This is a genomic window from Photobacterium atrarenae (assembly GCF_024380015.1).
Taxonomy (GTDB): Bacteria; Pseudomonadota; Gammaproteobacteria; order Enterobacterales; family Vibrionaceae; genus Photobacterium; species Photobacterium atrarenae.
The window spans coordinates 2218393-2231330 of sequence record NZ_CP101508.1 but is presented as its reverse complement, the minus strand read 5'-3'; the positions used below and the strand labels follow the sequence as shown (position 1 = coordinate 2231330).

Sequence of the window (12938 nt, the reverse complement as noted above, 5' to 3'; positions counted from 1 at the left end):
ATGTTGTATCCATGGCAGGAGCCTGTTTGGCAGAACTGGCAGCAGTTGTTGCGCCAAGGTCGCTTACACCATGCCATTTTGCTGGTGGCACCGGGCGGCAGCGGTCGTGAGGCACTGGCCAAGCAGTTGGCGAAGACCGTGTTGTGTCAGCAAAGTGAGACCGAGCCCTGCGGCCTCTGTCATGGCTGTCAGTTGTTCGCAGCCGGGACGCATCCGGATTTTCATGCCGTGGCCCCGGTTCAGGCTGGGAAACAGATTGGGGTCGATGCGATCCGCCAGTGTAATCGCTGGGCCACAGAAACCTCGCAATTGGCCGGTCAACGGGTGATCATGATTGATCCGGCTGATCACATGGGGGAATCCGCGGCCAATGCCTTGTTGAAAACCCTGGAAGAGCCGCCGTCGGGTTGTCAGTTCATATTACTGGCCCACTCACTTGATCGCTTGTTGCCGACCATCACCAGTCGGTGTAACCAATGGCGGTTGCCGACCCCGGATGAGTCGCAGACCCAGCGTTGGGTAGAGCAGCAGTTGATGCAGAGCGTCAAGCGGGAAGCTATTCGCCTCAATAGCGGCTCACCGTTGGCAACCGTGGCGTTTATCGAGCAAGGGCAGGACATTCGCTATGGCAAGTTGCTGGCAGCCTTCAGCGAATTTGCGAAGCCGCCTCACCTTGGCTTGTATGAAGTCGCCGGGTTATGTACGGCGGAAGGGAGTATCAGCCTGAAGTGGCTCAGCTACTTCCTGGTTGACTGTATTAAACTTCAGCAAGGCGCAGGTTCGCACCTGATCCATTGTGAATCAGTTGGCTTGGTGCAAGCTGTCGCGGGGCAACTCAGTCCGGCGGTGCTACTGCGTCAGGTTCATCAGGTGAATGCTCTGCAAAGGCAGCTGGAAACGCATCCCGGCCTGAATGAAGAGCTATTAATTGTTAATTGGTTAACTGGGTTCATGCCCGCTTAACCGCCTGAGAGATTTGAGGAGTAGATTGTGTTAGTTGATTCACATTGTCACCTGGACAAACTGGATTACGAGCAATTACATACTGGGGTTGATGATGTGCTGGCCAAAGCCAAGGCCAGAGGGGTTGATTATTTTCTGTCGGTAGGCGTGACGCTCAAAAGCTTCCCGGCCATGATGGAACTGATCGAGCCTTATCCGCATGTGTTTGCATCCTGCGGTGTCCATCCCCTGGATATTGAAGCCGGGTTTGATTACGACCAGCTGAGAGCCTATGCCCAGCATGATCGTGTGGTTGCCATTGGTGAAACAGGGTTGGACTACCATTACCAGCCGGAGCTGGCAGAGCAGCAACAGGAGATTTTCCGTCAGCATGTTCGCCTGGCTGTTGAGCTGAACAAACCATTGATTATTCACACCCGGATGGCACGTGAAGACACGATTCGCATTTTGCGTGAAGAAGGGGCGGAGCGATGTGGCGGCGTGCTGCATTGCTTCACAGAGAGCCTGGAAATGGCCCAGGCCGCGATGGAGCTTGGCTTTTACATCTCGATTTCCGGAATTGTCACCTTCAACAAAGCCAGCGAGCTGAAGAATGTGGTTCACCAGTTACCGCTCGAGCGCCTGCTGGTGGAAACGGATTCACCGTATCTGGCCCCGGTGCCTCACCGCGGCAAGCAAAACCAGCCGGCTTATGTCCGTGAAGTTGCTGAATACATTGCCCTGCTTAAAGGCGTTTCGGTCGAAGAAGTTGAGCGGATCACCACAGAGAATTTCTTCTCTCTTTTCTCTCGCGCCCTGCGCTAATGTAATACCTATCTGATCAGTATTCAGATTGATCACCATATTCCCTCTGCTAAAAAAGGAGCTTCGGCTCCTTTTTTTATGTGATGAAAAAGCAAGTGGCTTTTATTTTGTGGTGCTTAAAAACTACATGCTGTTGAAATGGAAGGTATCTGCTGACTCGGGTGAATGCCGGACTTATAAGATAAATAATTACAGTAATGAAATATTATTACGTGTCGTATTTATCTAATCGATTTAGATAAACCTGAATTAAACGAATGGAATGTGATTTTATATCATTCGGGTTGGTTGTTATTTGTGCTATTGGTGAAATTATACTACGTAATTTCCTTCAGTTATTGGTGGATGTCAAGCTCAATTTAGCGTCGCATTTTATGCTCTGTGGCAATAAAAAATAAAAGTGGTGCTAGCATTATGACTACGGGGGATAGTTGGCTTGCACTGACTTGATATCTAACTAAAACAGTTTCATTCAGGAGCACACTATGTTTAAAAACCTTTTTGCTAACTTGCAGAAAGTCGGTAAGGCGCTGATGTTGCCCGTCTCGGTTCTGCCGGTTGCGGGTATTCTGCTAGGGGTCGGGGCCGCCAACTTTAGTTGGATGCCGGATATAGTCTCTCATCTGATGGAGCAGGCGGGTGGCTCTGTTTTTGGTCAGATGGCGCTCCTGTTTGCAGTCGGCGTGGCATTGGGGTTTACCAATAATGACGGCGTCGCTGGCCTGTCAGCCATTGTTGGTTACGGCATTATGATCGCCACGCTGCAGGTGATGGCCGGTGCGTATGGTGTTGAAGAGATCAACACCGGTGTGCTGGGCGGGATCCTGGTCGGTGGCCTGGCGGGCTGGGCCTTCAACCGTTTTTATCGGATCCAGCTGCCGGACTATTTAGGGTTCTTTGCCGGCAAACGTGCTGTGCCGATTATTACCGGCTTCTGTGCTATTGCCCTTGGGATTGTGCTGTCGTTCATCTGGCCACCAATCGGTGCCGGGATTGCCGCATTCTCGGATTGGTCTGCCAACCAGAACCCGGTGATGGCTTTCGGTATTTACGGGGTGGTTGAACGTGCGTTGATTCCATTTGGTCTTCACCATATCTGGAACGTCCCCTTCTTCTATGAAGCCGGAGAGTGTATGAACAAGTCGGGTGAAGTGGTGAATGGGATCATGACCTGCTTCCTGACCGCGGATGATGCCTCTCGTGCTGCTGGGAACGGCTTTGGCCAGTTGGCCGGGGGATACCTGTTTAAAATGTTCGGCTTGCCGGCCGCTGCGGTTGCGATTTGGCATTCGGCGAAACCGGAAAACCGTGCCAAAGTTGGCGGGATCATGCTCTCGGCCGCGCTGACTTCATTCCTGACCGGGATCACCGAGCCAATTGAGTTCTCTTTCCTGTTTATCGCACCGGTTCTGTATGGGATCCATGCGTTGCTGGCAGGTTTTGCCTATGTGCTGACGAATATGCTGGGGGTGATCCATGGCCATACCTTCTCGAATGGTTTTATTGACTTTGTGGTGCAGTCGCCGAACGCAGACAACATGGGTCTGCTGGTAGTACTGGGGGTTGCCTATGCGATTGTCTACTACGTGGTGTTTCGTGTGGTGATCCGAGCCCTGGATCTGAAAACCCCGGGCCGTGAAGAAGACGAAGAGGAAGGTGAGGTGGCAACCGGTAGCGAGTTGGCAAAATCACTGGTGATGGCCTTCGGCGGCAAAGACAACATTACGGGTTTGGATGCTTGTATCACTCGTCTGCGTGTGGCGGTAGCCAGTGTTGATAAGGTCGATCAGGAAGAGCTGAAAAAACTGGGCGCAGCCGGGGTCGTGGTTGCCGGTGGCGGTGTGCAGGCGATTTTCGGAACCAAATCGGATAACCTGAAATCTGATATGGATGAATGGATCCGTAATCACTGATCGCCAGTGCCAGTGCGCTGGCGCCTGGAAATGATGATACCAGGGAAGCTTCGGCTTCCCTGGTTGGTTTCTGTCGTTTGTGCGCTCAGAGCGACAGGAAGAAGAGCATCAGGAAGGGGACCAGCAGACTAAGAATAAAGCCGCTGACAATGGCTATCGGGACACACCGGATCCCGCCGCTGTTTTGGATCACTGGTAGAGTAAAGTCCATTGCGGTCGCTCCGGCATAGCCGATCGCCGTGCTGGGGTAGCGGCTGATCATTATTGGGATCAGCGTCAGGGCGACCAGCTCACGCAGTAATTCGTTGAGAAAAGCCGCACCGCCGAAAATCGGCCCCAGACCATCGCCCATCAGGATCCCGGCCAGTGAATACCAGCCAAACCCGGACGCCATCGCTAACCCGTGGGTGACGGGGATCCCCAGAATGGCCGCGGCAATCACACCGCCCGGTAGGGAGGTCAGGACAATCACGAGCGCGATGGTCATCCCTTTCTTGTTGAGCAGAATTTGCCGCAGCGTCATTCCGCTGTTACGCAGCTGGATCCCGATGAGAAAGAGCAGCAACAGCAAGATTATTTCGCTGGCTTGATCTACCCAGCCCAGCTCAATCCCAGACAGCAGGCCGACCAGCAACCCGCCGGCGACGACGAAGACCAGTTTGACCGATTCCAGGATCATTTTGCCAAATGGAAGCCGGTGATGGTCCTGGCTGGTTTCGATCGACCACAGCTTATCGATGACCGGCAGGGCGAGCAAATTACACCCGCTGATAGTCAAGAAAAACACGGTCGTATAGGTCAGGATCTGGCTCAGATTTTGGCCCAGGTTATCCAACCCGGCGAGGCTAAGGCCCATTAAACCGAGGATCACCAACACTAAGCGGCTGGTCTGGGTATTGATAAACTCAATGACGGAATCCTTTTTCACCGGGATCAGATAGCCAATCACCAGTGGCAGGAAGATATAGAGCATTCCTGAAAACATGTGTGTCCTTACGATTGTTTCGGGGTCAACGCTGATTGGGCCGGGATAGGAAACAGGCTTGTCCAGGTACCGCCCTGAGTCATCAGCTGCTTTCATTCCATGAAACAAGCAGCTTATCAGTATCAGAAAGAAGAGGTCAACATAAGCCGCTGGATATCAAGGGCTTTTTATCATGATGTGTTGCTCAGAAGCCGCTTTCCTTAATCACATTGCGAAGTTGTTGGTTAAACTCAATCTCCGGCATGTTGGTCAGGTCGTACATGACTTCTGCCCCGGCCAGATCCAGCTCGACATGGTGAGTATCAATTGCCTCGTCATTGCTCTTAAACATCAGCAGGTGGTTGGCCATTCGAGCGACATCCAGATAGCTGGTTCCGGAGTGTTGCCGGCGGTAAGGCATTGTGGTGTTGCTGGCGACTTCGAGGTAATCCTCATCAAACCCCCAGTGTTTGAGGATCAAGAGGCTGGCGTCCTGGCAGCAGTGTTCAAACACGAATTTGGCGACGTTCAGATCGATGTAATTCCCGCTTTCCAGATAATTTTTGTACTCATGGAGCAGGCAGAATAAGCCGATGTCGGCAAAGAGCCCGGATAACAACGCCTTTTCCGGCTCGAGACGGACATCGCTGTCGGGATGCTTTATCAGTCCCTGGCTGATCACTGCCATCGTGGCGGCAAGTTGACGTGACCGCAGGGCGCTCTGTTGGAGCAGTCGGTTGCACTGGCTGTCGAAGTGGCCGTAAGATTTGAGCTCTTCAATTGATTTTGCCGTGACAATATCGCGGACCCGTAAGATCCCGAGCCGACTGACAGCGGTTTGGATATCATGGCAGACCACATTGCGGCGGTTGAACAGGAGGGTATTGGAAATCTTGATGACAGATGCAGCAATTCCCGGATCATCAAGCAGGACATCCGCGACATCGCGAATAGTGGTTTCTTCTGAAGCACATAGTGTTTGCAGTCTGGCGAGAACTTCCGGGATCGGCGGCAAGGACAGGCGATTCCTGACGATCGCATCTTTCACGAGTGCGCAAAATTCAGACTGTAACCCTTTCACTATTTTGTCGTTTTCAGGCTTGAGCCAGAAGAAAGATACGTGTGCCATGCTCGTTATTTGATTGAAATTAAAGTAAAGATTCTATCTTGGGCACAGTCGGATAGACAGTATTGATGGGAAAAAAGATCAAAAAATTCAATTTTTTCGATCTTTATGCCGTCTCTGACGAAGGTTCGTCATCCGTGTCCAGTAGTTTGAGCAAGAAGCGGATGGTCAGGGAAACCGTCTCCTGAGTCAGCAACAACTGCTTGTAATGGGCTTCCAGAGGCAGGATTTCGAGCCAGCGTTGGCAGACCCAAGTCACGTTGTGGTAGTTGGGAGTGGGGTAAAGGGCTCCGAGCTCCGGCATGGTCTGGTAAAACATTTTGAGTTTATCCGCCAGACACATTGTCTTGCTGTCGATATGAATATCCGGCCACGTTGGATGAGGCTGGCAGGTGCCGTGCAGCAAGCCATCTTGATCGACCTCGATCGCAAGGATCCGGATGAGCTGAACGCCTTCGGCAATAATACTCAGTAGCCCGTTCTCGTCAGCGTTGAAGTCGACAATTTTTGCCTCAGTGGCGATCGCCGGAATTTTCTTCACATCATCATGGGTTTCGAACTCGTTTAACATACAAAGCGCAAAGCTTCTTTCGTCATTAAGTGATTGTTTTATCATTCGAATGAAGCGTTCTTCTGTGATCACGAGCTCTAACCGCCCCTGAGGCAACAGGTGTTTAGATGACGGATAGAGTGCAATGTCAGCCATGAGATCCCCTCCTCACTAATAACCATAGTCGCCGATGGGCAGATGCACGATAGTGATATTGGACTTGTTGTGATCGCTGCAGGACATACGGCTGACACATAAATTGGGGCATTTTTTGCCTCATTTAACTTATTTCGACTCGTATAATATGCCTGAAATCTCAGTTTTTGGTGTTCATGGTTTCATATGTGGACAATATATAACCGCTGTGTCATTGTCTCTGCGTAGACACATTTTGTTCGAAATTACGGTTACTTAAACGAACTTTTCACGGTTAGCGGAGGGAAGATTGTGCGATCGATCAAGGAAGACTTCTTTAATTATTTGCGCGAATTTGGCAAGTATGAAAAACGTTCCATGTTTGGTGGTACAGGGATTTTCATCCATGGGGCCATGTATGCCATCCTGACCGACGAGTTAATTTATCTACGGGGTGGAGAGACGCTGGATGAACGGCTGGCTTCGCTGGGATGCAAGAAATTCAGACATATCAAGCGGAGTACGACGGCCATCGTCAACTACTACGACATCACTCATATTTATCATCAGGATCGGGCGCTTTGCGATGCAATCATTCGCGAATCGATTCGACTGTCTACCGAAGAGAAAGCCTTGAAGTCGTCGTCGCAAGGCAAGCGCCTGCGGGATTTACCCAATATGCGCCTGACGCTGGAGCGAATGGTAAAAAAGGCAGGGATCCCGGATGTCAGCAGCTTTATTTCCCTTGGGGCTGCTGAAGTTTACCGCAAAGTCCGTTGCTCCCATGGCAAGGAAATCGATCTGAAGTTGCTCTGGATGTTTGCCGGTGCGATCGAGGGCTGCCACTGGACATTGCTTGAGGAAGAGCGCAAACAACATTTGCTCCAGTCTATTGAGTAGGCGCAGTACAGACAGCGTGCACTATCTCCTTTTCTGGTTTTCAGAATCTGGCCACCGTATGTCGGTGGTCTTTTTTATTGTATGATGGTAGCAATTTCACCATAAAAATTAGCCCTTTATGCAATTACCTAAACTGACGGGCCAAGTGCTGTCCGGACTGCACTGTTTTTTGATTGCTGCCGATCAGATGAGCTTTACCCGGGCTGCAGAGATCTTGTGCCTGACCCAAAGTGCCGTGAGCCATAAGATTAAAACCCTGGAGCAAAATCTCGGGGTACGGTTGTTTATCCGCCAGCCGCGCAAACTGGTGCTGACGGAGGAGGGCAAACGGCTCAAAGCAGTCGTGGCGCATAACTTTGGTGATATTGCCCATGAAATCCGGGATTTGAAAACCGTGGAGCTCAGCGGGGATTTTAATGTCGCGGTGCCCCCGACGTTTGCCCAGACCTGGCTATTGCCGCGGCTGAAACATTTTATCGGCCAGTACCCGGCACTGCGGTTTCACCTGCGTACCCGCAATGAGCTGGTGGATTTCCAGACCGAGACTTTTGATTGTGCGATTTATTTCGGCCACGGCAAATATCCGGGGCTGCATACCGAAAAGCTGATGGATGAAAGCATGCTGCCGGTTTGTAGCCACGAATATGCCCTGGCCCATGATCTGTATGGTAACCCGGAGAAGCTCAATGCCTGCCTGTTACTGCATGATGCGGCCCCCTGGGCCCGGGCCGGCCAGAATGATGAATGGCAGTATTGGGCACAGCGCCATGGCGTGATGTTACCGGAAGCTGGCTGTACGTTTGATCGGGCTGATTTGGCATTGCAGGCAGCAGAGCAGGGCATCGGTGTAGCCATGGGGCGTCAGTCCTTTGTTGCGCATCAGCTGGACAACAAGCGGTTGGTGGCACCTTTTGCCATGACAGTTCAGTCGCCGCTCAGTTATTACATTGTCTGTCGGCGTGAAATGGCATTGTCGCCAAGGTTTGAAGCGTTTATGAACTGGCTGAGAAGCGAAGTTGGCTGAAACGGGAAGAGCGTAAAGCTGAGAAGATAAAGTCGCGTTTTGGGCTGGCACTCCCCGGTAGAGGGAGTGCCAGAAAACGGCTTAGTATTTAAAGCGGGTGGTGATCATGATTTGATCATCATAGATATCGTTGAAGCGGCCTTGTACCCCAATCGAGAACAGTTCAGTGGCATGAAAACGACCATAGATGGAGCCGATGGTTTTTTCGCTGTCATCAATGTTCAGGTGGCCGATTAAACCGCCGACTTCCAGCTGCGGGCCTAACCATTGACGGACACCAATGTTGACTTCCATGCCTAGCTTACCGCTGGAGCTGCTAAATGCCCCGGTATCTTTTTTGGCGTTGCGGGCTTTAATCTCACCGGTAATATCGGCCCAGTTATTCACCGGGGCATGGAAACCGACCCCGAAAGCCATATCCCAGTCGTTATCAAACTCGGTGTCAATGCTGCCGGTTAGGTGGGCATTGGGGTGAATTGATTTGCTAAAGCCTGCGCCGTAAGTGAGCGGGCTAATCCCAATACGCGCTTCGGCGTAGTCGTAACTAAAGTTACTCATGGTCGCTTTATTGTTCGCGTGAGCCACCGAAGCAAGAGATGCCAGGATAATGCCGGTGGCAATGAATGTTTTACGCATGAAAATTAGTCCGTGGAGCCTTCAGAAAGAATGGGGCCATTTTAATGGACTCAAGCGCTTAATCATAGATTTTTGCTAAATGAAGTGATTGTTTTGACGATTAACAGCGTAAAAATGCAGCAAAAATCACAAAAAAATGTGATCTGTGGCGCGAATTATTATCTGTCGTCAGGGACGGTGAAAGCAGCGGGCCTGGGCCCGCTGAGCCGGGTTAGGCCGGAATCAATTCGTTGCCGGAGCGTAGTCCCGCTTCAAACTGTTTGAAGTTGTTCAGTGTGGTGTCGGCAATATTCCCGAGCGCTTCTTCGGTCAAAAATGCCTGATGACCGGTAAATAGGACATTGTGGCAAGAAGAGAGGCGACGGAAGACATCATCGACAATCACATCATTTGATTTGTCTTCAAAAAACAAGTCTTTTTCATTTTCATACACATCAATCCCCAGTGAACCAATCTTGCGGTTTTTCAGCGCTTCAATGGCATCTTTGGAGTTGAGCAGCTCGCCACGGCTGGTGTTGATGATCATCACTCCGTCCCGCATCTTGGCAAACGCATCGGCATCGAGCATGTGATAGTTTTCTTCGGTCATCGGGCAATGCAGGGTGATCACATCCGCCTGGGCGTAAATTTCGTCCAGCGTGGCATAGGTCACGCCCAACTCGATGGCCACCGGATTTTCGTACGGATCAAAGGCGAGGATATTCATGCCCAGTCCTTTAAGGATCCGGATGGTGGCGATCCCGATCTTACCGGTGCCGATCACCCCGACGGTTTTGCCGTAGAAGTTGAATCCGGTCAGCCCTTCCAGTGAGAAGTTGGCATCCCGGGTACGCTGGTATGCGCGGTGGATCCGGCGGTTGAGGCAGAGCATCAGGCCCAGGGTATGCTCGGCAATGGCTTCCGGTGAGTAGGCCGGCACCCGGACCACCTGGATTCCGAGCTCCGCGGCCGCATCCAAATCAACCTTGTCAAAGCCGGCGCAGCGCATGGCAATGATCTTGACCTGGTGATCGGCCAGGACTTGTAACACCGGGCGGCTCAGGTCGTCGTTGACGAAGGCGCAGATGGCATCAAAGCCGTGGGCCATCCGGGCGGTCTGCTCGGTCAGGCGGAAGTCGAAGTAGGTCAGCTCATGTTGATAGCTGGCATTAATGCGGTCGAATGACTGTTGGTCGTATTTTTTTGTGCTGAAGACTGCAACTTTCATAGGTCACCGTTTCGGGGAACTGATTATGTGAGAAACATAACACTTTTACCTGATCCCGCAAAGCACTAGCTATCCGACAGCGACAGGCGCCGATCACTGAGCGCGGCCATGATCCGGTTGGTGTCTAACACCCGGGCCCATGGCATCAGATCGTTCTCATTCTCAATGACATAGCTAGTGAGCTGGTCGATCACGACCTGCTTGAGCTGATCGCCATCCCAAGGCTTGGCGATGTAATAGTCGAGGCTGGCTTGGTTGACCGCCTGGACGGTCTCTTCCAGTCCGGCCTGGCCGGTCAGCAGGATCCGGCGCGATTTTTCGGTTTCCGACCAGTGCTTGAGTTCAATCAGGAAATCGATCCCGGTTTCGCCCGGCATGATGTGGTCACACAAGATCAGCGCGAGCGGGATATGATCGGCAATCGACTCGGCCAGGACTTCCTTGGCTTCATCGACTGATTCTGCGGCCTCAAGGACAAAGTGTTCTTCGAGGCTGCTGAGATCGTGAAAGACGCTGTTGAGCACTTCCCGCTCATCATCGACGCAGAGAATGAGATATTTGTTCATAGAGCCTCCTGGTTAGCGGGGATTTTTGAGGCCAAACTCGGGGCCTCACCGGACAGAGAAGCGTCGCCGCGCAGCGGCAGGGTGGCAATCATCCGGGTAAACCGGCCGGGCTCGGACTCGACCCGGATCTCGCCGTGATGATGATGGATGATTTGCTGGCACACCGACAAGCCAATGCCCAGGCCAAAGTTGCCCTCACGCTTGGTGGTGTAATTGAGCTCGAAGATTTTTTCCTGCTGCGCCGGTGCGATCCCTTTGCCGTTGTCTTCCACGATGATGTCGACGCATTGGTTTTCGTTATCCTCGTTTTGGATTCCGGGCGTAAATCGGGTAGTGATCCGGATTTCTCCAGGTGCTTCAATCGCATCTAAGGCATTGGCGATCAGGTTGGTCCATACTTGCTGCAAGGCGATCGGCTGGCAGGTGATGAGGGGGAGTTTGGCATATTCTTTGGTCACATGATGATGCTTGAGGCGGTTTTCGAAAATGACCAGGGTATCTTCCAGCCCTTCATGAATATCGACCTGGTGAAAGGTCTCGTCATCCTGGCGGGCGTAGCTCTTCAGGCTTTTGACCAAATCGGCAATCCGCTGGGCGCAGACATGCATTGAGCGCAGGAAACTGCCCATCTGATAATAGTTGTCCCACTCATCCATCACCGGCTTGAGGTTTTTTTTCTGACTCAGCAGCCAGCTCTCGAGGTGCTCCGGTCCGTCGATGCCCATCTGGACGGCTTTGCGGGCCAGCTGGCGATCACCCAGTTTCAGCTCTAAAGCTTTGGCCCGGCTGCGGGTTTCGGCGGTCGAGAGCGGCCGGGATTGCATCGCCTGTTGCAGGATCATATTGCCGCGGGTCTGGTTTTCCAGGCTCAGCTGGGTCTTTGTTAATTTACAAATGGTGTGCTTGAGGGTATCGCTGCCGCGCAGGATCGCCGACACTGGGTTATTGAGCTCATGGGCAACCCCGGCAACCAGCTGGCCCAGCATGGCCATTTTTTCTTTTTCAATGAGTTGCTGATAGGCGGCATCCAGCGATTGCAGGGTCTGTTGCAGTTGCATCTCGGTACGGATACTGCCTTGCAGGCGGCGGTTGAAATTGCGCAGCAGCAGGTTGGTAAATAACGGCAGTAACTCGCTGCGGGAGTTCATCACTTTGTTGAACAGGGTACGATCGAGCTTGATGACATCAGTTTTGCCCAGGGTCACACCGGTCGAAAACGACGGCTCACCGGTAACAAACGACATCCCGCCTACCAGATTGCCCGGTCCGACCCGGACCACTTCATGCTTGTTGCCGTGCTCATCCTTTTTATACAGCACGACCTCCCCCATAGTGATAAACCAGAGGAAACGGTTGGGCTGACCTTCCTGGGTCAGCAGATGGTCGGCGCTGTAGGTCCGGCAGGCGCGGCTTTCATCATTGCCGTCAAAAAAATCATGCAGGGCATCGGTGACCTGGCGGGCCAGCGTTTCATCGTCGAGATCATTGGTATTTTGAATAAAACCGGAGCGGAAGTTCGCCATCTGTCGCTCGATATGGGCATTGAGGATCCGACGGTGATCCAGGACCTGGCTGTATTGCAACCAGTCTTCCCCCGGATGCTTGAGCACGAAGGTGGTGAGCTCCTTGGTTAACACCTGAAGCAACTCGCTGGGTTGCCAGGGCTTATTGAGACAGTAATGGAGGCGGCCTTCGTTGACAGCCTGCATAATACTGTCGAGCTGCGGTTTGTCGTTGAGTAAAACTGAGCGGGCGTGGCGGGTGGCTGGATGGGATTCGAGCTGGATCAGAAAATCCACGCCATTGTCGAGGCCGAGCCGGTTGTCACAGATCACCGCTGCGACCTGCTGCCCCTGGTGTTCGACGAGATCCAGGATCTCGTAGGCTTCGCGGATACTGTATGCGTTACAGAGATCAAACAATCCGGCAAACCCAGCCAGTTCCTGGTTGAGCCGTTCGATAATAGTTGGGTCGTCATCCAGACAGACAATGACAAAACTGTTCAACCTAGCCTCGCTTGCTTGTACCCCTTTGCTTCAAGTGTATAAGAAATCATCAGCCAAGAGTGAGAGACGGATTACAAAGTGATGGCATTAGTTGTTGATTCATCGACAATATACGCAAAGGAGCAGGCACAATGTGATAAACTC

General features: G+C 52.1%; 12 protein-coding genes. 5 read left to right on the top strand and 7 right to left on the bottom strand.

Translation table 11 applies throughout. From position 1 onward, the window contains the following. The 3 genes from holB (at position 1) to ptsG (ending at position 3680) form a co-directional block, all read left to right on the top strand. Entirely contained in the window at positions 1 to 963 is a 963-nt protein-coding gene (gene holB, locus NNL38_RS10515) for a DNA polymerase III subunit delta' (RefSeq protein ID WP_255387995.1), read from the top strand. Positions 964 to 990: 27 nt separating this feature from the next. Further along, positions 991 to 1767 carry a TatD family hydrolase gene (locus NNL38_RS10510; protein WP_255387994.1) on the top strand — a complete coding sequence of 259 codons (777 nt, stop codon included), beginning with the start codon at positions 991 to 993 and terminating at the stop codon, positions 1765 to 1767. Between the two features lie 485 nt (positions 1768 to 2252). After that, the gene (gene ptsG / locus NNL38_RS10505; RefSeq protein WP_255387993.1) at positions 2253 to 3680 is read left to right on the top strand and encodes a PTS glucose transporter subunit IIBC; all 1428 of its coding nucleotides are present in this window, start codon (positions 2253 to 2255) and stop codon (positions 3678 to 3680) included. Between the two features lie 85 nt (positions 3681 to 3765). Here the strand turns inward: ptsG and NNL38_RS10500 are convergent, their stop codons facing one another. The 3 genes from NNL38_RS10500 to NNL38_RS10490 form a co-directional block, all read right to left on the bottom strand. Beyond that, on the bottom strand, positions 3766 to 4665 hold the full coding sequence (locus NNL38_RS10500; protein WP_255387992.1) for a LysO family transporter: 900 nt from the start codon (positions 4663 to 4665) through the stop codon (positions 3766 to 3768). A gap of 184 nt (positions 4666 to 4849) precedes the next feature. Beyond that, positions 4850 to 5773, bottom strand: coding sequence for an HDOD domain-containing protein (locus NNL38_RS10495; RefSeq protein WP_255387991.1), 924 nt, complete (start codon positions 5771 to 5773; stop codon positions 4850 to 4852). Positions 5774 to 5876: 103 nt separating this feature from the next. Continuing rightward, a complete protein-coding gene (locus tag NNL38_RS10490; protein ID WP_255387990.1) occupies positions 5877 to 6476 on the bottom strand; it encodes an LON peptidase substrate-binding domain-containing protein in 600 nt (199 codons plus the stop codon). Positions 6477 to 6767: 291 nt separating this feature from the next. Between NNL38_RS10490 and NNL38_RS10485 the strand changes: the two genes are divergently transcribed. Both NNL38_RS10485 and dsdC read left to right on the top strand, forming a co-directional pair. Beyond that, positions 6768 to 7355, top strand: coding sequence for a TfoX/Sxy family DNA transformation protein (locus tag NNL38_RS10485; RefSeq protein WP_255387989.1), 588 nt, complete (start codon positions 6768 to 6770; stop codon positions 7353 to 7355). Positions 7356 to 7473: 118 nt separating this feature from the next. Beyond that, positions 7474 to 8379, top strand: coding sequence for a DNA-binding transcriptional regulator DsdC (gene dsdC, locus NNL38_RS10480; protein WP_255387988.1), 906 nt, complete (start codon positions 7474 to 7476; stop codon positions 8377 to 8379). 81 nt (positions 8380 to 8460) lie between these two features. On the opposite strand, the gene NNL38_RS10475 is transcribed toward dsdC, so the two are convergent. From NNL38_RS10475 to NNL38_RS10460, 4 genes are all read right to left on the bottom strand, one after another. Then, entirely contained in the window at positions 8461 to 9015 is a 555-nt protein-coding gene (locus NNL38_RS10475) for a hypothetical protein (RefSeq protein ID WP_255387987.1), read from the bottom strand. Between the two features lie 211 nt (positions 9016 to 9226). Beyond that, positions 9227 to 10222 (bottom strand): 2-hydroxyacid dehydrogenase, encoded by a 996-nt coding sequence (locus tag NNL38_RS10470; RefSeq protein ID WP_255387986.1) that lies wholly within the window; start codon positions 10220 to 10222, stop codon positions 9227 to 9229. A 65-nt stretch (positions 10223 to 10287) separates the two neighbouring features. Beyond that, entirely contained in the window at positions 10288 to 10788 is a 501-nt protein-coding gene (locus tag NNL38_RS10465; RefSeq protein WP_255387985.1) for a response regulator, read from the bottom strand. After that, positions 10785 to 12794, bottom strand: a complete 2010-nt coding sequence (locus NNL38_RS10460) for an ATP-binding protein (RefSeq protein ID WP_255387984.1) — start codon at positions 12792 to 12794, stop codon at positions 10785 to 10787. Before NNL38_RS10460 ends, NNL38_RS10465 begins: the two co-directional genes overlap by 4 nt. Positions 12795 to 12938 lie beyond the last annotated feature (144 nt).